The organism is Pseudomonadales bacterium, from assembly GCA_013215025.1.
Classification (GTDB): domain Bacteria; phylum Pseudomonadota; class Gammaproteobacteria; order Pseudomonadales; family DT-91; genus DT-91.
On sequence record JABSRR010000003.1, the window covers coordinates 1 to 20,492 of the forward strand.

A 20,492-nucleotide genomic window follows, 5' to 3' on the forward strand; every position below is an offset into this window, starting at 1 on the left:
GCCTCGATTTGGTTTAGGCTTTGTTTCAGGATATCAGCAATAATTTGCTGCTGATCAAGCTTATACAGCTGTGCTAAGGCTTGAACACGAATTAAATCATGCCGCGGTATGGCTACCTTGACCTGACAGCTATCGTGATGCTTTTCAGCATGATGTTGCCACTGCTGCAGCAGTGCTTCAAAATAGTGGTGTTCCATAGCAGGAGTTTATGGCTGAATTTCTACAACTATAGTAGAAACTAGCAAGTTTGCCGCATTAACTAATTTAACGCCGTTGCTGTATGGCAGAAGACTCTGGATAAGGCACCGCTAGAGTATGCAGGTCAATAATGATAGGCGAGCGCGAGAGCTGCTGTTTGATGATATGGTACATGTCTTTCTCAAATACACGTTCGCAGTGTTGCAGGGCATCAAGATCTAATAACTCAGTCTCAATATTGCAGCTACTGGGTAGATTTTCACTGTATAAACAGCTCCATTGGTCAATGTAACAAATCGAGCTAACATTGTGGGTGTGGTTATGCTCAACGATAGCTATGGGGCCATCATAGGGCCAAGGTATCGTTTTATAAGATTGCAGAGCAATGTCGACTCTCAGGTTATAGCGCGCACTCGATTCTTTACCTTCGCAAGCACCCTGGCACTTTTTTAATTGGCGGGCAAAGCAGGCTTTATTGCTAAGCTTGTCGGCTTGATTAACAGCTTCGCAGAGCTGGTGCTGCTTCAATAATTTATCTAAGGCTTGGTTTGCCTGTTTGCGGCTGCTAAAAAAACCATAGCTGTTTGTGGCAGGTACTTCTCCCGCTAAACTTGCACTTACGCTGAGTTGACGAAAGCCTTCGGCGTTTTCTGTGCTAGTAATGCACCAAAGCTTGGCTGCGCGGCGTTGACGACGGTTAAAGATGGGCTGCAGCTGTTTGATTTGCTGGTCTTCTAATAGCAGCGCGGATAGTTCGCCACCGGTGACAGTTGACTCAATTCTGGCTATCTGTTGGCTCATTTGCATGGCGCGAGACTTATTAATATCGTCTTTAAAATGCTGCAGCAGGCGCTCGCGCATATGCTTGCTTTTACCTACGTACAGTAAATTGTTAGCTTTGTCGTAAAAGCGATAAACTCCGAAGGTGTTAGGCGTTGCCTCAAATTCAGCTGGGTCGATACCTTTTGGAATGCTGGGCTGTTTAAATTGCTGCTCAGCAGCAGCGTTCACCGCATCAATGCCGTGCTCGTCAATAGCAAAATCTAAAAATGCTTTGGTTGCCAACACGTCTGCCATGGCACGATGCGAGACATCGCGCCGGTAATTCATTTGTTTACAAATATTATCTAAACTGTGGCTAGCCCATTTTGGGTATAAGCTGCGCGCAAGCTTCACGGTGCAGAGTAGTTTAGGCTTAAAACCGAATTCGCAAACGCTAAACTGCTTTTTTAAGAAACCAAAGTCGAAACGCACATTATGTGCAATGAAAATACGATCGGCTAAGATGTCATGCAAGTCACTGGCGACGTCCTCAAAGCTCGGCTTATCCATCAGCATATGATTACTGATGCCGGTAAGCTGGGTGATATAGGCCGGTACATGGTGTCGTGGATTGATCAATTGTTCAAAACACGCTGAGGAGCCGTCTTGATTCCACTGCATACAGCCATATTCAGTAATGCCGGCACGAGAGCTGTGTGAGCCGGTCGTTTCGAGGTCTACAATGACACAATCTTGGTGGAGCAGCATGATGGTATTCGCCTGTAATGCCTCAGGGGCTAAGCCAATAAATGACTGGCTTTTGTTGCTTACGCAGCAACGACAACGAAAGATGTGAATTAATCGTAATTCGCCATCACTGGCGTCGTGGCGCGTTCACATGTTGCGATAAAATACGCCGCTTCTCTCGCTGCAGCAGGGGGTTATCTTTGAAGGCCCAGAGACGATCGCGGGCATGTTTTCCGCTGATCTGAATGTCCAATATCGGTTCTGGATAATCCTCTCCGGGGGTAAATTGATACATCAGAGATTCCATTGCCGTGACCTGCCAGGGTAAATGTTTGAGCGGGGTTGGTAGCTGGTGCAGCTCTGGCAGCCATTCGCTGATAAACGCAGCATCGGGGTCATGGTCTTGTGACTGTTTTATGGGGTTATAAACCCGAATCGTATTGACCCCAGTTACGCCAGCCTGCATTTGGAATTGCGGATAATGAATACCGGGCTCAAAATCTAAAAACTGCCGCGCTAAATGTTTCACACCGCGGCGCCAGTCAAGTTGACAATGGTGGCAGAGAAAGCTCACCAGCATCGCGCGCGAACGAAAATTAAGATAGCCGGTTTGATTAACGCAGCGCATCGCGGCATCAATCAGTGGCAATCCGGTGTGCCCCTGTTGCCAGGCCTGTAAGCGTTGTTCAGCCAGCTCACCTTCGAGCATGGGAAAGTCATTAAATGCGCGGTTCATGGGCTCGAACTCTATCTCAGGCTCAGATTCAAATTTCTGCATAAAGTGGCAATGCCAGCTGAGTCTGTCGAGCAGGGCCGATTGTACCCCCTGCCAGCCATATATATTGTGATCGCGAACGAATTGATACATTTGTCGCACGCTTATATGACGGCTGGCCAAGGGTTTGGATAGACTGCTGCGGTAGGGTTTGCCACGCCCGGCAAAAAATGATTCGAGAGTTTGCCAAGCCTTCTGCTCGCCACCCGCTTGAAAGTTGGCGTTAGCGCTGCGCCAGGCTGTTGGAATAGTCGCGTGTAAGGGGTGATCGTTAGCGAGGGTCTGCGCTTTGCGTTGCTGCCAAATAGGGGTGGCTTGCGGTGCTGATAGCATGCTGCGCCCATTGCTTGACCAACTCCTTCTGTTTTTAAGACCGCGAATCACGGCGCCATATGGTGCCTGATGCCATGCAATCTGATGCGCTGTAAACCAGCGCTGCATCGCTTTGTCTCGCGCATAGGTGTTAGCTAAGCCGATTTCTTGATGGCTGAACACTGCCTCAATATGCAGCTGACGGTGAAGCTCCACAAATACCTGCTCTGCATCACCCTGTAATATGCAGATTTGTCCGCGTTGCTGGGCTTTGAGTTGAGCTTGCATATCGCATAAGGATTGGTAGACAAAGCGCCAGTGTCGCTCGCTATAGTGCGGATCATTGAGCAGTATGGGTTCGAAAATATACAGCAGTAGGAATGGCTTTTCGCTGGCCAACGCTTGGCAAAGTGGGCTGTGATCTTGCAGTCTTAAGTCACGTTTGAACCAAACAATATTGATCATTGCTTACCAAAGCTTTGCCGGTGCTGTTTTTGCCGGCGGCAGCGTTCACTGCAGTATTTCACCTCTGGCCAGTCGCGTTGCCATTTTTTACGCCAGTTAAAGCTAAGGCCGCAGCTGGCGCAAATTTTACTGGGTAAGGGCTTTTTCATCGCAGGCTATTCAGGCATTTTTTGGTAAATCGCACGCTCAACGCTGGCGGGTGGTTTTGTGCTTTGTCGCTGCAGCGTGTAATAGCTGTTTAAACCAGAGATGCCGGCAACATCTAATTGTTCAAGATCTAACTGGCCTTTCTCGGGCAGGCTATCAAGCTCGATGTGCAGCGCCTCGACTTGGCCAATTAATAGCTCAGTATTATTGTCAGGAATGGGAATTTGATTAATCAATTTAAGCCCAATTTTTAACGGCGACTCGGCTACGAAAGGCGCTGGAAACGACTCTAGGTAGCAAGCTTGAAAGCCACATTCCTCAAATTCACTGACCTCGGGTTTAAAGCGAATCGACGTGTCGTGCGCCTGATCGACCATGTCGCTTGGAATATGATTAATCGTAAAATGGCCGGTTTGCATAATATTATTGTAGGTGTCACGCGGAGCACGGCCTTGCGGTCGAACGACAAAGCCCAATAAAGGCGGGTGACTGCCAAGGTGCACCACCGAACTGAAAATGGCTAGATTTTCTAGCCCTTGTTCGCTTACCGTGCCAATCATATTGCCAGGCTTAATGCCGGTAATGGCGTTAATAAGATGTGTGCGGGTATTGCGCTCAAGAGTGTCAATATCTTCAGCAGAGTAAAACAGAGTCATGCGATGCCTTATTAATTATCAGTTGTGTTTTACGCGTAAAGTCAGTGATTGGTTTGCTTGACTGGACTTAGTGTTACGGAAGCTTATCAGGCTCGCGTGCTTTACTGTAGGCAAAGTCGAATGGCAGAGAAATGCAATTATAAGTCGGCTAAGATGCAGCCGTAAATCCTGATAAGATGGATTTAGCGTGGACTCACTATTTCCGACAATATATTAGCCAAATTATTAATAGAGTTCGGCAAAATATGTCAGGTTTGATGCAATAGAGGCAATAGGGTTTGAGTCAAAATGCGCGTAAAGTGTTTGTCTTGATGTTGAAGAAGCTCTGCTTAATCGAATATCAACGATTAAGCATATACGATTAACCAAGTACGATTAGCCATGGTAGCGAATCAGGTCTTGTCGCAATGACTGTGCGGTAGACTCCGCTAAGGTCAGCGCTGAAACGGCAAGTTCAGGGTGGTCACAGCCTGCGAAAATTTTTCCTCCTTCGACGCAATCATCAATCATTGCTTGCGTGAGTTCAAAGCGTAAAAAATGCACGCTGGAGGTTTTTTCTTCATTGCTGCGCTCAATATCCTCATCAGCGATGGCATATACTTTATTGTGACCATCGATCTGCACCCAAATTTGATGTTCTATCCCCCACAGTTGCTGCAGGGCAAGGCGGCGCTGGCTTTCATCGTCATAGGCCAGCATAAATGTCGCTTTCCAATTATTGCCGTCAGGAATCAAAGGGTTGTAAGCATCTAACTCATCTTGTATGCCGCTGGCTTCGAAAATTTTCTCGATGCGAAGCATTTCCTGAATCTGATAGCGAATGGTTTTTTTGTCCTCGAACATCAATCGTGCATGATCGTTAAGACAGACTAGGCGTGATTTTTTATAAGCAATTACCTCACGCCTGAATGCACTGCGCTGCACCGAATATTCTTCTAAACTCCATAAATCGTTGCGTTGTAACTGCACTGTCATAATGTCACTCCTGGTATGCTTGAAGCCGATATGCTCATAAATCGTAGGCCATACGAAGTAAGGTGATAGGGTGCAGCGCTGCACTGTGATCACTGAGTTCGGCTAGGTGCTGACCTGCCATTGGGCAGTCTGAACTGAGAAAACGTGCCTGCTGCTGATTCAGTTTTTTGACCAGTGGTTTAGCGATTTTTACCGCAAAGGGGTAAGACTCGGCTTTTACGGCATAAGTGCCATCATGCCCCGAGCAACGCTCTTGCACATGCACCTGGGTATCTGGCACCAGCTGTAAGATTTCACGTGCCTTGATACCAATATTCTGCACGCGTAGGTGGCAGGCAATATGGTAGCTAATATCGCCAAGCGATTGTTTAAACTCGGTGTTCATGCCGCCCGCCTTGTAGCGGATGTGGAGATACTCAAAAGGGTCAAAAAATGCCTGCTGCACTTTTTTAACCGCCTCGTCGTCGGGAAATAGCAACGGCAGCTCTTGTTTGAACATCAATACACAGGAGGGCACCAAGGCCGTGAGATCGTAGCCTTGGTCAACTTTTTCCGCCAGCGCTGGAATATTAAACGCTTTCGCTTTAGCAACGGCATCGAGATCGCCAAGCTCAAGTTTAGGCATGCCGCAGCAACGCTCTTGTTCGACAAGTTCGATGGCTATTTGGTTATGTTGAAATACTTTGAAAATATCTTCGCCTATTTCCGGCCGGTTGTAATTGCCGTAACAGCTGGCAAACAAAGCGAGTTTGCCGCTGGTATTGGCTAGGGGTTTAGCCTTGAGCGGCAAAGATTGCTGTTTTAGGCGTTTGCGCATGGTGCGGTGATGGTATTCTGGCACCGGCGCCTGATGATGCACACCGGCGGCTTTTTCGAATAGCTGACGGAAACTGGGCTGCTTGTTTAACCGGTTGACGGTAATGTCAATGAGCGGGATGCTGGCCAGTTTACCCACCGTATCAGTATCGGACAGCAGGGTATTGCGCACCGAGCTGCCTTGCTGCTTAAATTTGACTGCTTTCGCGCGCAGCATTAAATGAGGAAAGTCGAGCTGCCACTCATGCGGCGGCACATAGGGGCATTTACTCATATAGCACAGGTCGCATAAGTAGCATTGATCAACCACTTTTTGAAAGTCTGCTTTGTCAACGCTATCGATTTCGAAGCTGTCTGATTCATCGATTAAATCGAATAAGGTTGGAAAAGACTCGCATAAGCTGACGCAGCGACGACAGCCGTGACAGATATCAAAGACCCGTTCTAATTCCTGCTCTAAATTATCTTGATCCCAAAATGCGGGCTCTTGCCAGGCAATAGGGTGGCGGGTAGGCGCATCAAGACTGCCTTCACGGCTGAACACCCCGTCGCGGCTGGCAGCTTGAGGGCTACCGCTGGCGTTGATCGGGTTTAACACATTTTCAGCAGGCGAACCTGATGCCTCACCGTCGCTATTTTGTAAGTCAGTCATAGTTAAGATTGTTGCTGCTGGCGACTGCCCAATGGCCAAGCTTATTAACCATTGGGCATAATCAGCAGTTTAACTGTCTAGCGTATCTAAGGCTTTTTGGAATCGGTTAGCGTGACTGCGCTCGGCTTTGGCCAAGGTTTCAAACCAGTCGGCTATTTCCTCATGACCTTCATCATGGGCGGTTTTGGCCATACCAGGATACATATCGGTGTATTCGTGCGTTTCACCGGCAATTGCCGCTTTTAAGTTATCAGCCGTGCTGCCCATGGGCATGCCGGTGGCTGGGTCGCCCACTTCTTCAAGGTGTTCTAAGTGGCCATGGGCGTGGCCTGTCTCACCTTCGGCTGTTGAGCGAAATACGGCGGCAACATCGTTATAGCCCTCAACATCAGCCTTAGCGGCAAAGTAAAGATAGCGTCGATTGGCTTGAGATTCGCCTGCGAAGGCGTCCTTAAGATTTTGTTCGGTTTGTGAGCCAGCAAGGGACATAGTCGTTCTCCATGATTGATTGGCGGGGACATCAATGATGCGTCCATCAACTGCGTGAACCACTGGATTCATCAGGAATTCGATCTAGCTTAAGCTTAGAAGCAAATAGTGATTTTTCTAATCAAAATTGTTAAAAACTGAGATAAATTTTATTTATCAGTCGGCTATATTTGGCGATGCTAGACTTAAGCGATAGCCTTGTCTTGCAAGAGTTTTGTAGGCTAAAAAACAGCGTTGCTCGTAAAAAATGAAAGTAAGGATATTTTATGGCCGAGATTGCGATTTTTCCTATTCCTAACTGCACCTGTTTTCCGGGCACGGTCATGCCGCTGCATGTATTTGAGCCGCGCTATCGCAGCATGGTTAAACACTGTCTTGATAATGATATGCCTATGGCGGTTTGTCATACGCAAAAAGTGTTAAAAGCGGTAGAGCAAAAGGCTACCGTCGCTGAAGCTTTGAGTTCAAATCAGTCAACCTATAAACCCTACCCTGTGTTTTCGGCGGGGCCATGTGAATTGATGGCCACGTCTGAGGACGGCCGTTTAGCGCTGCAGGTCAATATGCAGCAGCGTTATCGCTGGCTGCATGAAGTGCAGTCCTTGCCTTTTATGATTGCTGAATGCGAGCCCTTGCCCGATGCGCCTCTGTCATCAGAGTTGCAGGCTAAAGCTGAGCAAACGCAGGAAAAAATTCTGCATCGTCTTATTGCCATGACGCACGCTATGCCGCAATTACAAGATTTGCTGAAACAGCAAAGTTGGCAAGAAAAATCACCAGCCGACTTCAGCTTTGAATTGCTGGGTTTGCTGCGCTTCGGTGCTGAGGACATGCAACAGATGCTGGAAATGACGCAGGTTAACGATCGGCTAGAGCGTATCTTGCAGCTTATCAATCGGCTTTAATGAGATTGGCTCAAACAGCGGCGCTCAATCAAGTGGGAAATTAAAGCTTATTCGAATGATGTCTGGCGCATTATTCGAGTAACGATAGCCGACACCCATTCGCTCAAGCTTAAATAGGCCAAGATCCCATGGTTGCAGCAAACCGACAGTTAAGCCCGCTTCAAGCGCATTGGTTTCTGCCTTGGGATTAAAATCAGTCGGGTCAAAAGCGATATCGATGGTATACCAATAAGATGCAAAATAATTGCTGAGATAGATATCGTTATTGGCAAGGCTACCCTGCCATGGCCAACGTAGATCAAGCCCAAGCTCGATAGCTGAAAAGCCATCGCTAATATTGTTTTTGGTTTGATAGCCCGCGCGCTGAAAGCGTAATAACCACGTATGTGGTTGCTGCCAGGCGGTGAAATAATTGTAGGCCGTAATTCCTGAGGCATAGAGTATCGCTCGATCGTTAGCGCTGAAATTTTCTGATAAGCCAATGTCTAAAAATGGTACTAATTTAGTGTGTTTGTTAATCCAGTGATCAAATTCGATGCCTAGCGTTACCGTCATAGTGGCGGCATCTTCTAACGGCGCAAACTCATCAATATCGTTAATATCGAAATCGTAAAAGCCTATCGAAACAGGCAGCCTGATTCGGTATTTAAACTCACTCTGATTCTTTGGTTCATAGAACAGCGGTAAGTTAACCACATGAATATTTTGTCCGGTTGAAGAATACAAGCCAGCGCCAAAATAATTCGAAAAAGCATAGTGCGGCGTAAAGTCGGATGAGGTTTTGATCAGCTCGCGCTGTTGTGCGTTGGTGCCAGCACAAAACAGCATGAAAAGATACGTTAGAAGTAAAGTGGCGAGTCGCATATATGATTTGGGTAATGATTTTGCCGAAAGCCTTGCTCAAGGCGGTGCTTAAGCAGTGCGTTAATGAAAGCCTATGTGACACGATAACGGAATGGCCGAACAACAGCAACTCATCAACAGGTTTTGGCTAATCGAAAATATGTCCTGCATAGGCTGGTCGTGATTCTAGTCGTTGGCAGTATCGGATGGCCCAGTGTGGAATTTCTAAGTGATAGCCTTTTGCCCAGCGTAAAATGCCCTGGATATAAATGTCCGCTAAGCTAAATTGATTGTCGATGGCATATGCCTTGTGCTGCAGTTTTTCAAGCAGGCTCGGCAGTGCATGTTGCACGCGACTGATAGCATACTGCTTGGTGCCCGCTGGCCAATGGTAGATACCATCAAGAATGCCGTTTTGATTGGCAACCCATAAATAGGCCTCAAATTCAGTGGTACACAAGGACATGATCTGACGAAACTGATAATGCGGCTGTATCGCTTGCGGCACTAAGTCACCGTGCACCAATTGGTTAAAGTATTCCATGATCGCTAGAGATTCGGTCAATACTTGCTCATTATGCACCACCACCGGCATCCGCAATAATGGGTTTAAAGCCTTGATTTCAGGCTTTGCCAAATCACCGTTAAATGGATCGAGATGGATTACATGGTAGTCTAGGCCTAATTCGTTTAGACACCAAATGACGCGCTCTGCGCGCGAGGGAAACTTAAAAGCGTACACGGTGATCTGTCCATAGGCAGGCATATTTTCTCCTTGATATATGCAGTGACAATCGTGGCAATGTGCCCAGTTTGAGCACGGACTTACATACTCGCTTAGCCATTAGCTTAGCATGCCTAGCCTAGTATTCTGTGAATTTATTCTTTGACAGATATATGCAGACAAACTTGCCACTTGCTTAAATCTAGGTTCTGGGATGCTATGGCCTGGATGTGAGTTATTAAGTCAAATTTCGCTGGGCGTGATGAATAACAGCATGACGTAAAACAGCAGGATGAGAAAAAGCGTGACGAATAATAGCGTGATAAATAAAGTAACAGCCGCAGATAGCAGCGTTAAAAAACCTAGTAGCGCTAGGTTTATTGTTCACATAATGAAGCGGCATGGTCAGCTGCCCAAAGAAGCGAGATCTAGATTCTAGCTATGGGTGCTACGCTGATAAATTGAAAAGTTGATATGTTAAAACGTTGATGTGATAAAAAGTTGCTTAGACGATAAAAGGCTAATCGACAAATGCTGTTGCATGAAGCAATATTAACAACATCAGGTAGCAAAACCTTGCTGCCTTTGCTACCTGAAAAAATCAATAAAGCCTTATGCACCAAAAAATACATTGGCGGCGAGAATTAAAACCGCAGTTATACCTACCATTGCGCCGATGGCTTTAGATAGGCCTTTGATGGTGTCACTATCAGACATATTAGGGTCAGAAGACATAGGTACCTCAGAATCATAAATTGAATTGGCTAAAAAGTGCGCGCATTTTAGCGGTTTTTAAGTCCATATTCAAAACTTTATCGGCTTTTCTCAACCCTTGCTAGGCTACAAGCTACCACCTTTGATGCACCCGCCTGCTTCAAGCAGCGACTGGCAAAATGCAGTGTGCTGCCGCTGGTCATAATATCGTCAACCACTAAAACCGTCGCTGCGTTTAAGGGCTGCGTGCAGTCAAACACATGTTTCAGCTGCTGCTTTCGCTGTGCCAAAGTAGAATTTTTTTGCGCATGTCGATGGTGACGCATGGATAATAAATGCGGCTGCCATGCAGTCTCAGGCAACAGGCGATGTATTGCCTTAGCAAGTGCTAGGCTGTGATGACGCCGATGCCATAGCATGCCGATGCGTGAAATTGGAATAGGGCAGACCATATCCAGCTGCTGAGTTTCCAATAACTGCATGATTGCAGGAGACATAATATTCGCGGCTAAGCGGCAGGCTGCAGGGTTTGCATCTTTCACCGCCTGCAGCAGCAGCTGATTAACGTCTTGATAGATGAGCCCGGTAATGACCTGGTCGAAGGCAGGTGGCTGTTGCAAACATTGACCACAAATCTGTGGTTCTGGCATCGGTTCGGCACAGCGTGGACAGCAGCTGTGGTTGAGTGCAAGTTGCGCACGGCAAACATCACACAGAAACGCCTTATCGCTGCGCTTAACGTTAAAAGGCATCTGACACTGGCCACAGCGGTGAAACGGAACAAGTGCATGCTTCAGGCTCGGTAATAGTGATGGCATGGGGATTTAGTGGTAAACCTAAAGTGGCTTTTAGGTTGACTAATGGTGGTGAATCATTATGATTCTGGCCTAATCACATTAGTCTGCTTTGCTGTAATCAGCAAGCTGCTAAGCCACACATTGGCAGTACACATAGGGTCATTACACGCATCGTAAAGAGTCGCGCGTTTAATGCCCCGGGTAAACAGAGAGTAGCTCCATGTCCCCAGAAATTCGTCACGATTGGCAGTATCAAGAAGTTGAAGCGCTTTATCACCAGCCGTTTAATGACCTGATGTTTCAGGCGCAAAGCGTGCACCGTGCATATTTTGATCCTAATCAAGTGCAAGTCTCTACCTTGCTAAGTATTAAAACCGGCAAATGCCCTGAAGACTGTACTTATTGCCCGCAGTCGGTTCGTTACGATACCGGCCTTGAATATGAAGAGCTAATGGAAGTTCAGGCTGTAGTGGATGAGGCTAAACGTGCCAAAGCGACAGGCTCTAGCCGTTTTTGCATGGGAGCTGCATGGCGTTCGCCTAAAGGCCGTGATATGGCGAAGGTGACTGCGATGGTGCGCGGTGTAAAAGAGCTAGGCCTGGAAACCTGCATGACACTGGGGATGTTAACGGGTGAGCAGGCACAACAGCTATCTGAGGCCGGGCTAGATTATTACAATCATAATCTCGATACATCAAAAGAATTCTACGGCAATATTATCACCACACGGACTTATCAAGATCGCCTCGACACGCTGGCTAACGTGAGAGACGCCGGCATGAAAGTATGCTCAGGTGGTATATTAGGCATGGGTGAGACCTTGAAAGATCGCCTAGGCCTATTAATTCAACTCTCATCCCTGCCACAGCACCCTGACTCAGTACCGATTAATCAGTTAGTGAAGGTCAAAGGCACCCCGCTTGAGGGTCAAGAAGATGTTGATCCGTTTGATTTTATTCGCATGATTGCGGTAGCTAGGATTATGATGCCGAAGTCACATGTGCGCTTGTCAGCGGGGCGTGAGGAAATGAGTGATGAAATGCAGTCACTGACATTTCTAGCTGGCGCCAACTCGATTTTCTACGGTGAAAAACTGCTTACCACAGACAATCCAGAAACCGACCAAGATCAGCAATTGTTTAAGCGACTTGGTATAAACCGCGATGCGCCTGTATTTAGTCAGCCTATGGTCGATGAGAATGGTGAGTTTAAATGCGCTAAGCGTGAAGCTGCCTTGGCTTTAGAGGCGGCTGAGCAGGCCGTTAACGACACCAAGTTCTACGACGCCACTGCCTCGTAACTTTTCTGCCTATGGCCTTTGATTTCGCCGAACTTCAGGCTCAGCTTGCAGTTCGTCAGCAACAAGCCTTGTTGCGCCAGCGCTATACCGTCGATTCACCACAGGGTGTAAGGGTCAAGGTTGCGGGGCATGAATATATTAATTTTTGTTCTAACGACTATCTTGGTCTAGCCAATCATCCTGAGGTCAAAGCCGCGGCACTCTCCTCGATTCAGCGAGACGGTGTTGGCGGTGGCGCTTCGCATCTTGTTTGTGGTCATCATCAACAGCATCATTTATTAGAACAAGAATTTGCCAGTCTTACTGGTCGCGATGCCGCGTTGTTATTCTCTAGTGGCTATATGGCAAATCTTGGCGTCTTAACCGCGCTCTGTGATAAACAAGATGCTATTTTTGAAGATAAACTCAATCATGCCTCTTTGATTGATGGTGGTTTACAGTCGGGCGCACGATTTCAGCGTTTTTTGCATAACGATATGCAGAGTTTAGAACAAAAATTAGTTAAAACCTCAGCCCGGCGTAAGCTGATTTGTGTAGATGGTGTATTTTCAATGGATGGCGATAAGGCCCCATTGCGCGAATTAGTGAAGCTTGCCCCCAAGCATGATGCATTGCTCATGGTAGATGATGCGCATGGCTTCGGTGTCTTAGGTGCTAACGGATTTGGTTTAGCTGAAGAAGCCTCTGTAGATCAGCAGCAGTTGCCGTTATTGATGTGTACCTTGGGTAAGTCGCTGGGTGGTTTTGGAGCCCTAGTCGCTGGGCCAAAAGTATTGATTGATTATTTAATACAATTTGCTCGCAGCTATATTTACACCACGTCGATGCCTCCATCGATTGCCGCTGCCTGTCGTCGCAGCTTATCGTTACTGTCAGAAGAAGCTTGGCGTCGCCAACAGCTGCTGCAAAATATCGATGCATTTAAGCAACAGGCGTCAGCTTTAGGACTTTCTCTGCTTACCTCGGATACTGCGATTCAACCGATTTGGGTCGGCGATGAGCAACTGGCTTTAGATTGCCAAGCTTTTTTGCGGCAGCAAGGTATATGGTTGTCAGCGATTCGCACACCGACGGTGGCAAAAGGTGCCGCAAGACTCAGAGTCACGTTGACCGCGGCACATGATGAGGCTGATATTGCTGCGCTGCTGCAAAGCCTTGAGGCGCTGATTAAACGTTACCCTCAGTTGCTTGAGCAAGCATGACAGTGGCATGGCTAAGTAACGATTGCTGGCAGATTAACGCATATCAAGAACGTTATGCGATGTCAGCCGATGCGAGACAGCCGCTGTTATTGATCCCAGGTTGGTCATGTGACGCGCGTATCTTTGACAGCTTTTTGCCAGGCTTAGCGCAGCATTTTGTCGTCTATACCGCTGACTTAATCGAGGCCCCAGACGAATATTCGTTTACTCAGCTTTGTGACCAGCTGGCGCAGTTGTTTTTTCAGCATATCAGTCAGCCAGCTATTCTGTTTGGTTGGTCGCTCGGCGGTAATATAGCGGTTGAAATGGCAGTCAAGCAGCCGAACTATGTTGCTGCGCTACAGTTATTGGCTTGTACCCCACAGTTTGTCGCCAGCGACAGCTTACCAGCAGCGATGCCGGCTGCCACTTTTAATAGTTTTAAGCAGTTGTTTGCGCGCGATGCAGTGCGCGGGTTGCGCCGCTTTGATCAACTGCAGCTGCACGGCCTAAGTGACGAACTAGGCAACATCAGCGCCTTAGCTGAGGCTTTGCGTTATTACCGTGAACTGCAACAGGCTAAGCCGATAATGCCGCTAGCCTCAGCGCAGACTCGGCAATCCTGCTTGCGGCGTGGGCTAGACTTTTTGGCTGAGATGAATCAGCTAGATGCATGGCAAGCATTGGCCGCACAGTCGGTGAGAATCTCCTACCTGCTGGCGGAAAACGATGCCTTGGTAAATGTTGAGCTTGCCAATCAGCTGGCTGGACTGACTGCCGCGGCACCCATTCCCATAGTTGCAAAGCGCTTAGTCGGTGCCAATCACCTCTCATTTCTTACTCATACGGCTGAGATTTATCAGCAGTTATTGACCTTGCAGCAGCAATGTCAGCTGCCCTTGGCTGCAGATAAAGTACGTGTAGCGCAATCTTTTTCTAAAGCGGCAAGCCGTTATGATGCAGCGGCTAAAGTGCAAAAACGCGTGGCCTCGCGCTTACTTAGTTCACTGCAGGCCAGTTTAGATAAGCTACCAAATCTTGCTAGTCCGAGAATTGTCGACGCAGGCTGCGGAACCGGCTACTGGACCGCTCAGCTTGCCGCTATTTCGCCCAAGGTCACCGGAGTTGATTTTGCTGATGGCATGCTGCGCTATGCCAAGGCACATTATCCGCAAGTAGCACACTGGTTATGCGATGACCTAGAGCATATGCAGTTAGTGCCGGGTCAAACCGATATTATTTTTTCATCATTAGCGGTGCAGTGGTGCGAGAGTTTAACCCCGCTGTTGCAACACTGGTATCAGTTGCTGGCTCCAGGTGGACAAGTCTTTATCGCGACCTTGGGGCCGAAAACGCTGCAGGAATTAAATCAGAGTTTTCAGCAGCTTGATAAACTGCCGCATGTAAATCAATTTTTAACTTTTCAGCAGATTCAGGCTCAATTGGCTAGCAGCCCCTTTACCGTCATGGCTGCCGAACAATATCTAGAGCATGATTACTACGCAGATGTGCTAGAACTGATGCATGATTTGAAAAATATTGGTGCGCAAACTGTAGTGCATAATCAGCAGCCTAAGCCGCTGAATAAAACCAAGCTCGTTGCATTGCGGGAGGCATATCAATCCTTCGCTCAAGCTGATGGCCAATTACCGGCCAGTTATGATGTAATTTATTTACAGTTGCAAAAGCCAGCCTAATCAGAGTTGTTTATTGTATGGCAAAGAACTTTTTTATCACCGGCACGGATACCGACAGCGGCAAAACTTTAGTGACGGCAGCCTTATTACACAAAGCCAGTCAACAGGGTTTGCAAAGTCTTGGATTAAAGCCGATTGCCGCTGGTGCAGAGCTGATCGAGCAGCAACTGCAAAATGATGATGCACGTTTATTAATGCGTTACAGCTCAGTTAAGCTTGCTTATCAACAAGTAAACCCCGTAGTGTTTGCACCGCCGATTGCGCCGCATATTGCAGCGGAACAAAGTGGTACCAGGGTTACTATTCGTCAGCTGGTTGGTTTTGTGCGTGGCGCGATGCTAAGCCCAGCTGACTTTCGCTGTATTGAAGGGGCGGGAGGCTGGTTAGTGCCGGTAAACTCGCGCGAGCCATTGTCGCAACTGGCAGTATCGCTTGAGCTGCCGGTGATTTTGGTGGTTGGCGTTAAGCTCGGCTGTATTAACCATGCGATGTTAACTGCCGCGGCAATTGCCAGAGATGGACTGCAGCTGGCTGGTTGGGTGGCTACTCAGCTTGACCCCAATATGCTGCACTATGCGGAAAATCTGCAAACTTTACAGCAGATACTACCAGCACCTTGCCTCGGTACGATTCCATTTTTAGACCTTGCGGATGATAAAAAGGTGACAGCAGCAGCAGAGTTTATTACGCTGCCTATGCAGTAAAGATAAAACTGCTTCAATCAATAGCTTAGCATCAGCAATAAGGAGTTTGCATGGAGATAGAATACTGGCACTGGCTTATTTTGGGCATGCTGTTGATGGCACTAGAGATGGCCTTACCGAGTTTTGTATTATTATGGTTTGGCGCGGGCGCCATTGTTAGCGGCATAGTGCTGCTCGTAGTACCTATTTCATTAACTGCGCAAGTTTTGATCTGGGCTTTGGCTTCAATAGCGTTCACCTTATTATGGTTTAAATATCTAAAGCCATTATCGATTGATAAAACGATGGCAGGTTTGCCCAATGAATCGATACTGGGTGAGACCGGCTTGGTCATCAAAGCACCCGCTGAGCAACAGCGCGGTATTGTCAGGTTTACCACACCGAAACTCGGTAGCGAAGAATGGCCGATTATTTCCGAGCAAAGCATTGCACTTGGAGATAGGGTGCGCGTGACCGGAGTTTCAGGTAATGCCTTGCTGGTTGTGCCAGCATAGGCAAGATAATTCTTTGACGGAACAAAACTAAGGAAATCATTATGGACGCCGTATTATTTGTAGCAGCAACATTTTTAGTCTTCGTTTTTATGACGATTTTTAAAGGTGTAAAATTAGTGCCACAGGGAAATAAGTGGGTGGTGCAGCGCTTGGGTAAATACCACTCAACTTTAAACCCTGGCTTAAATATTTTAATCCCGTATGTGGATAATGTTGCTTATAAAGTGACAACAAAAGATATTGTGTTAGAGATACCAGCGCAAGAGGTTATCACTAAAGATAATGCTGCGATTCTTGCCAATGCTGTTGCCTATATCTCTATTATTTCACCCGATAAAGCAGTTTATGGGGTAGAAAATTATCGTCTAGCTATTCAAACATTAGTGCAAACATCGCTGCGTTCAATTGTTGGTGAGATGAGTTTAGACCAGTCACTGTCATCGCGAGATATTATTAAAGCGCGGCTTAAGGAAGCGATTTCAGATGATATTGCCGACTGGGGTATAACCCTGAAGACCGTTGAAATTCAAGATATCAACCCGTCAGCAACCATGCAGGAGGCGATGGAAGAGCAAGCCGCTGCGGAGCGTGGCCGCCGTGCAACGGTGACGCGAGCGGAAGGCGAAAAAGAAGCGCAAATTCTCGAGGCCGATGGCCGCTTAGAGGCTTCCAAAAGAGATGCACAGGCACAGGTTGTGTTGGCCACTGCATCGCAAGAGGCTATCAATAAAGTTACTGCAGCAATACAAGACAACGATTTGCCAGTGATGTATTTATTGGGTGAAAAGTATATTGGCTCGATTGAGAAATTGGCCGAGTCGGATAACAGTAAAACTGTGGTTTATCCCGCCGACTTGGCTGCCAGTATTCAGGGGCTGTTACGAAAATAAACCCTGTTAAAGCGTCTTTATATTGTTATATAAGTTGCAGTATTTTGCTAACAGCCCTGCGCGTTTACGCGCAGGCTGAAAATATCCGATCGTCAATTTGTACTGTTTGACCCACCCATTCCTGCACTTCTAGCTGCTGCATCAGTGCAGAATCTTCAGAATATGAGACAGTGCGGCGGCCGTCTGGTAAATCACAAATCGCAATAGCCCGCTGTCGCTCGTGGCCTTGATAAGTCACGGTATAGCCGACTATCTTGGCTTCGCCTTGGTAGCCGCCAATCACGGTTAATGGCCTGTCGATTTCACTCACTTGTTGGCTTACGTCAATAAACTCAAAAGCTTGCTTAGGTGGCTGTTTCGACCACAAGCCAAAGCCTTGTTTAGTAATTAAACCCGATACAGAGCTGGTTAAGGCGATTGAGCTATCCTGCGCCTGATCCAGTAGTTCAAAGGCTCGGCAGGCTGCCTGCAAAGCATAATTATTCAATGGTCCACCAGCAAATGGCATGCCGCCGGTGCAGGTGTGTGGTTGATTGGCTTGAATACCAAAAGCGTCAGCATAGATTTCTACCGCAACCGGGAAACAGCTGTACAGGTCAATAATATTTAGCTCGCTCGCGCTAATATCACAGTGCTGCATGGCCGCTTTTGCGGCAAGTTCGGCTCCGATGGAGCGGTGAATATCGGNCCTTGCGGCTACCGCCTGCATGGCATTATTTTCTGTTGAAACCCAAGGAAAAATCCAATGCTTGGGGTCAATGCCTAGCGCCGTTGCCTTTTCGACCGAGGTAAAAATCATCGCGCATGCCTGGTCAACATTCCAGGAGGTGTTATGCAACTTCGTGTAGGGAAAGGCGAGCATTTTATTTTTGTCGCTAGCGTTGCGGATGGTTTCTGCAGCAACAGCCTGAGGTTTCCATGCATGCGGGTTGCTGCTCGCAACATTAGAAAATTCAGCATATAGCTCTGCTAATGCATCGCGATGTTGCTCGATACCCAGTCCTTTAGCTGCGCGATAGGCCGACTCCATGACCGCGTAGTAGCTTACCGGCATGCCTAAGCCCGCGGTCGTTTCTTCAATCAGCCAAAGTTCAGCATCGGGCTGCATAACGACATCGGCTTCTGCACCTTGCTGATCAATTTCACTAACGCTTTTTCCTTGTATTGTAGCTTGCAAGCTGCGATATTTAGCTTCGCCGCCGCTAACAATAATAATCTCATCTAAGCCCTGTTGAATGCGGGCGCAAGCTTCACCCATTAAAGTTTGCTGAGTAATGCCAATTTTAGCAAAAACGCTGCAGGCCTGTTCGGCGCCAATTCGCTCAGCAATAATCCGCGCGGGGTCGCTGTAGCCCCACATGCCTTCAGGCACATAGATTCTTGAGCACTGTTGTAATAAATCGGGCTGTTGTATCTTTGCCGCGGCTTGTTGACAGGCCTGCGTCATAAGGCTGATTGCTTCATCAGCTTGCGATAAGTCTTCTTGTTTTTGTTGTACCGTGCTGTAGCTCACCAAAATAGGCGTGTTTGGAGGTAGTTCAGACATAATATTACGATAAATTTATTGGGTGGATTTAAATAGTGCCTGCAGTTCAGCGCGAGCCTTAGTGGCTGCCTCGCTATCTGCATCTGCAGATGCAGCGAGCTGTTGTAAACTGAGTAAATGATCGTCAGTGGGCGGCAGGGTATCTAATTCGCCGCCATTTGCAATATATTTTTTGCGCAAGCCGTTGATCGAATTGCTATCGCTCAGTGCATATTTAAGTGCATCAGCAAAAAACTTAAGCTCGGCCCTAGCGGCCTCGGTATAGTTTAAATTTCGAATCAAGCGATAGCGTTGTTGCAGCGTTTCAAAACCTAACTGATTCATGCGCTCAAGATGAATCTGCACCTGCGTTTTGATAAAGCTAGTATTGTTCGCGGCATGATTTTGCTGAGGGTATAGATCTAAAATCAGGCTAATAAACTCGGTCGCTTCATCAGGGCTTAAATATTGCATAGCAGTTTAACAATCCATTAGTTTTTTTCGGGTGGTGCAATAGGAGGTGCAATGGGTGGAGCAGTAAAAGAACGCTTTTGCGTAGCGCGGTTTTGTTGTAGCTCTCGCTCAATTTCAGCAGCAGCGGCGCGGCCTGTTTCGCGCACCGAGCTATAGCGTTTTGCTGCGTTTCGGTCAGCATGTGCCTGCCGCGAAGACTGGCCGTCGGTGGCTGGCCGGCGTGGTGGATAAATCGTTTTATAGTTGCCAATAATGGCATGCTGCACCGCCTCTGCTTGCTCAGCCAGCGTCATCTTTGCTAACAAATTCACCAAAGCTTGCAGTCGTGTGTTGCTCATTGCCTTGTGTTCATGGGCAAATCGCTCGTCAAGAAAGGCAGATAGCGCTTGGCGATCAAGCTTAGCGGTGAGCTGAATGCCGTTTAACTGTAAGTTTAACTGATGTTTGTCGGATTCCGCCTGCCTGCGCTGCTGTCGAGGACTGGCGCTTTTGGACGAAGCCTCGGCCGCTGATGGCGGATTTTGTTGCTGTGTTGAAAACCGTGATAAATCATACGGCTGACGTGGCGGGTAGATAACCGTTTTGCCAATCGAAATAGCGTAGTTTACCTGCTCTGCTTGTTGCGATTTTTCCATGCCGGCCAATGCATTGGCCCAGGTGTCGATTTGGCTTGGCAAAGGTTTGCGGCCATTCAATTCGTAGGCAAATTGCACCATTCGATCAAGCTGTTCTGTGTCGACATTTTCTGGCACAGCGCTGGGCTTGCTAGCTTGTTGAACGGTTGGTTCGGTTTGCTTAAGCAGTTGCTGAATATTGTTATGTTGCGGGTCTTGACGACGCTCTAGTTGACCGAGCTGAATTTTTTCTTCGATGCGCTTAGCGGCTTGATAGCTGTTTTTAAGCATGATGGCAAGGTCGAGTGTCCAGTCATACTCATTGCGTTTGATAGGGTCTAAATATTCATCGACTCTTTGTTGATGTTCAAACCGGTATTCGGCCAGTTTCTGCGCAAACCAGTCTGACTCGAACCATTGCGCTGATAAGCTTGCTGGCACCGCGCACTTAAAGCGCAGTGCTTCACTTAAGCGCTGCAGGTCTGGCTGCCAGTTATGGCTCATGGCAAAACGCTGATTAGGATGAATTCGCATAGGAGGCATTATATCGCCTGATTTTCTATTCGCACAGTATAAAAACCGGCCTTGTATGGTATGATTGCCGGCTTTTTTTGACAGTTAAAATTTGCGCTGATC

At 47.5% G+C, this 20,492-nt stretch carries 21 protein-coding genes; 7 read left to right on the top strand and 14 right to left on the bottom strand.

Features of this window, described 5'->3' with window-relative positions; all coding sequences use genetic code 11:
* The 8 genes from HRU21_00465 to HRU21_00500 form a co-directional block, all read right to left on the bottom strand.
* Positions 1 to 197: hypothetical protein (locus HRU21_00465; protein ID NRA40755.1), on the bottom strand; the 197-nt coding region annotated here is incomplete at its 3' end.
* Positions 198 to 264: 67 nt separating this feature from the next.
* Positions 265 to 1,728, bottom strand: coding sequence for a GIY-YIG nuclease family protein (locus HRU21_00470; GenBank protein NRA40756.1), 1,464 nt, complete (start codon positions 1,726 to 1,728; stop codon positions 265 to 267).
* 106 nt (positions 1,729 to 1,834) lie between these two features.
* The gene (locus HRU21_00475; GenBank protein ID NRA40757.1) at positions 1,835 to 3,259 is read right to left on the bottom strand and encodes a deoxyribodipyrimidine photo-lyase; all 1,425 of its coding nucleotides are present in this window, start codon (positions 3,257 to 3,259) and stop codon (positions 1,835 to 1,837) included.
* Positions 3,256 to 3,408, bottom strand: coding sequence for a DUF2256 domain-containing protein (locus HRU21_00480; GenBank protein ID NRA40758.1), 153 nt, complete (start codon positions 3,406 to 3,408; stop codon positions 3,256 to 3,258). Before HRU21_00480 ends, HRU21_00475 begins: the two co-directional genes overlap by 4 nt.
* 6 nt (positions 3,409 to 3,414) lie before the next feature.
* A complete protein-coding gene (locus HRU21_00485) occupies positions 3,415 to 4,062 on the bottom strand; it encodes a flavin reductase family protein (GenBank protein NRA40759.1) in 648 nt (215 codons plus the stop codon).
* Positions 4,063 to 4,437: 375 nt separating this feature from the next.
* A complete protein-coding gene (locus tag HRU21_00490) occupies positions 4,438 to 5,037 on the bottom strand; it encodes a DUF3501 family protein (protein NRA40760.1) in 600 nt (199 codons plus the stop codon).
* Between the two features lie 34 nt (positions 5,038 to 5,071).
* Positions 5,072 to 6,505 carry a Fe-S oxidoreductase gene (locus HRU21_00495; protein NRA40761.1) on the bottom strand — a complete coding sequence of 478 codons (1,434 nt, stop codon included), beginning with the start codon at positions 6,503 to 6,505 and terminating at the stop codon, positions 5,072 to 5,074.
* A gap of 69 nt (positions 6,506 to 6,574) precedes the next feature.
* Positions 6,575 to 6,994, bottom strand: coding sequence for a rubrerythrin (locus tag HRU21_00500; GenBank protein NRA40762.1), 420 nt, complete (start codon positions 6,992 to 6,994; stop codon positions 6,575 to 6,577).
* 266 nt (positions 6,995 to 7,260) lie between these two features.
* Here HRU21_00500 and HRU21_00505 point away from each other — a divergent pair, with 266 nt between their 5' ends.
* Entirely contained in the window at positions 7,261 to 7,899 is a 639-nt protein-coding gene (locus HRU21_00505; protein ID NRA40763.1) for an LON peptidase substrate-binding domain-containing protein, read from the top strand.
* A gap of 24 nt (positions 7,900 to 7,923) precedes the next feature.
* Here HRU21_00505 and HRU21_00510 read toward each other — a convergent pair whose 3' ends face one another.
* The 3 genes from HRU21_00510 to HRU21_00520 all read right to left on the bottom strand — a co-directional run bounded on the left by HRU21_00510 (position 7,924) and on the right by HRU21_00520 (position 10,932).
* On the bottom strand, positions 7,924 to 8,727 hold the full coding sequence (locus HRU21_00510; protein ID NRA40764.1) for a hypothetical protein: 804 nt from the start codon (positions 8,725 to 8,727) through the stop codon (positions 7,924 to 7,926).
* 163 nt (positions 8,728 to 8,890) lie between these two features.
* Entirely contained in the window at positions 8,891 to 9,508 is a 618-nt protein-coding gene (locus HRU21_00515; GenBank protein NRA40765.1) for a glutathione S-transferase family protein, read from the bottom strand.
* A gap of 770 nt (positions 9,509 to 10,278) precedes the next feature.
* Positions 10,279 to 10,932, bottom strand: a complete 654-nt coding sequence (locus HRU21_00520; protein NRA40766.1) for a ComF family protein — start codon at positions 10,930 to 10,932, stop codon at positions 10,279 to 10,281.
* A 265-nt stretch (positions 10,933 to 11,197) separates the two neighbouring features.
* Between HRU21_00520 and bioB the strand changes: the two genes are divergently transcribed.
* The 6 genes from bioB to HRU21_00550 are packed head-to-tail and all read left to right on the top strand — an operon-like array spanning position 11,198 to position 17,243.
* Complete coding sequence (gene bioB, locus HRU21_00525; GenBank protein ID NRA40767.1) at positions 11,198 to 12,277, top strand: biotin synthase BioB; 1,080 nt, start codon at positions 11,198 to 11,200, stop codon at positions 12,275 to 12,277.
* Between the two features lie 11 nt (positions 12,278 to 12,288).
* Positions 12,289 to 13,479 (top strand): 8-amino-7-oxononanoate synthase, encoded by a 1,191-nt coding sequence (gene bioF, locus HRU21_00530; GenBank protein NRA40768.1) that lies wholly within the window; start codon positions 12,289 to 12,291, stop codon positions 13,477 to 13,479.
* Positions 13,476 to 15,155, top strand: a complete 1,680-nt coding sequence (gene bioC / locus HRU21_00535; protein ID NRA40769.1) for a malonyl-ACP O-methyltransferase BioC — start codon at positions 13,476 to 13,478, stop codon at positions 15,153 to 15,155. The genes bioF and bioC overlap by 4 nt, the downstream gene beginning before the upstream one ends.
* A gap of 17 nt (positions 15,156 to 15,172) precedes the next feature.
* The gene (gene bioD / locus HRU21_00540; protein NRA40770.1) at positions 15,173 to 15,859 is read left to right on the top strand and encodes a dethiobiotin synthase; all 687 of its coding nucleotides are present in this window, start codon (positions 15,173 to 15,175) and stop codon (positions 15,857 to 15,859) included.
* 50 nt (positions 15,860 to 15,909) lie between these two features.
* Positions 15,910 to 16,353, top strand: coding sequence for an NfeD family protein (locus HRU21_00545; GenBank protein ID NRA40771.1), 444 nt, complete (start codon positions 15,910 to 15,912; stop codon positions 16,351 to 16,353).
* A 41-nt stretch (positions 16,354 to 16,394) separates the two neighbouring features.
* Positions 16,395 to 17,243 (top strand): paraslipin, encoded by an 849-nt coding sequence (locus HRU21_00550; GenBank protein ID NRA40772.1) that lies wholly within the window; start codon positions 16,395 to 16,397, stop codon positions 17,241 to 17,243.
* 64 nt (positions 17,244 to 17,307) lie between these two features.
* Here HRU21_00550 and HRU21_00555 read toward each other — a convergent pair whose 3' ends face one another.
* Genes HRU21_00555 through HRU21_00565 form a run of 3 tightly spaced genes read right to left on the bottom strand, consistent with a single transcriptional unit; the run spans position 17,308 to position 20,399 of the window.
* Positions 17,308 to 18,789 (bottom strand): hypothetical protein, encoded by a 1,482-nt coding sequence (locus HRU21_00555; protein ID NRA40773.1) that lies wholly within the window; start codon positions 18,787 to 18,789, stop codon positions 17,308 to 17,310.
* A gap of 15 nt (positions 18,790 to 18,804) precedes the next feature.
* Entirely contained in the window at positions 18,805 to 19,242 is a 438-nt protein-coding gene (locus HRU21_00560; GenBank protein ID NRA40774.1) for a hypothetical protein, read from the bottom strand.
* A 17-nt stretch (positions 19,243 to 19,259) separates the two neighbouring features.
* Positions 19,260 to 20,399 (bottom strand): hypothetical protein, encoded by a 1,140-nt coding sequence (locus HRU21_00565; protein ID NRA40775.1) that lies wholly within the window; start codon positions 20,397 to 20,399, stop codon positions 19,260 to 19,262.
* Positions 20,400 to 20,492: the final 93 nt, after the last annotated feature.

Excerpts from the sequence above, each read along its gene's own strand:
- HRU21_00510 (NRA40764.1), bottom strand. The coding sequence starts at position 8,727 with ATGCTGTTTTGTGCTGGCACCAACGCACAACAGCGCGAGCTGATCAAA.
- bioD (NRA40770.1), top strand. The coding sequence starts at position 15,173 with ATGGCAAAGAACTTTTTTATCACCGGCACGGATACCGACAGCGGCAAA.
- HRU21_00550 (NRA40772.1), top strand. The coding sequence starts at position 16,395 with ATGGACGCCGTATTATTTGTAGCAGCAACATTTTTAGTCTTCGTTTTT.
- HRU21_00505 (NRA40763.1), top strand. The coding sequence starts at position 7,261 with ATGGCCGAGATTGCGATTTTTCCTATTCCTAACTGCACCTGTTTTCCG.
- HRU21_00490 (NRA40760.1), bottom strand. The coding sequence starts at position 5,037 with ATGACAGTGCAGTTACAACGCAACGATTTATGGAGTTTAGAAGAATAT.
- HRU21_00475 (NRA40757.1), bottom strand. The coding sequence starts at position 3,259 with ATGATCAATATTGTTTGGTTCAAACGTGACTTAAGACTGCAAGATCAC.
- HRU21_00515 (NRA40765.1), bottom strand. The coding sequence starts at position 9,508 with ATGCCTGCCTATGGACAGATCACCGTGTACGCTTTTAAGTTTCCCTCG.
- HRU21_00480 (NRA40758.1), bottom strand. The coding sequence starts at position 3,408 with ATGAAAAAGCCCTTACCCAGTAAAATTTGCGCCAGCTGCGGCCTTAGC.
- HRU21_00495 (NRA40761.1), bottom strand. The coding sequence starts at position 6,505 with ATGACTGACTTACAAAATAGCGACGGTGAGGCATCAGGTTCGCCTGCT.
- HRU21_00565 (NRA40775.1), bottom strand. The coding sequence starts at position 20,399 with ATGCCTCCTATGCGAATTCATCCTAATCAGCGTTTTGCCATGAGCCAT.
- HRU21_00485 (NRA40759.1), bottom strand. The coding sequence starts at position 4,062 with ATGACTCTGTTTTACTCTGCTGAAGATATTGACACTCTTGAGCGCAAT.
- bioF (NRA40768.1), top strand. The coding sequence starts at position 12,289 with ATGGCCTTTGATTTCGCCGAACTTCAGGCTCAGCTTGCAGTTCGTCAG.
- HRU21_00470 (NRA40756.1), bottom strand. The coding sequence starts at position 1,728 with ATGCTGCTCCACCAAGATTGTGTCATTGTAGACCTCGAAACGACCGGC.
- bioC (NRA40769.1), top strand. The coding sequence starts at position 13,476 with ATGACAGTGGCATGGCTAAGTAACGATTGCTGGCAGATTAACGCATAT.
- HRU21_00545 (NRA40771.1), top strand. The coding sequence starts at position 15,910 with ATGGAGATAGAATACTGGCACTGGCTTATTTTGGGCATGCTGTTGATG.
- HRU21_00500 (NRA40762.1), bottom strand. The coding sequence starts at position 6,994 with ATGTCCCTTGCTGGCTCACAAACCGAACAAAATCTTAAGGACGCCTTC.
- bioB (NRA40767.1), top strand. The coding sequence starts at position 11,198 with ATGTCCCCAGAAATTCGTCACGATTGGCAGTATCAAGAAGTTGAAGCG.
- HRU21_00520 (NRA40766.1), bottom strand. The coding sequence starts at position 10,932 with ATGCCTTTTAACGTTAAGCGCAGCGATAAGGCGTTTCTGTGTGATGTT.
- HRU21_00560 (NRA40774.1), bottom strand. The coding sequence starts at position 19,242 with ATGCAATATTTAAGCCCTGATGAAGCGACCGAGTTTATTAGCCTGATT.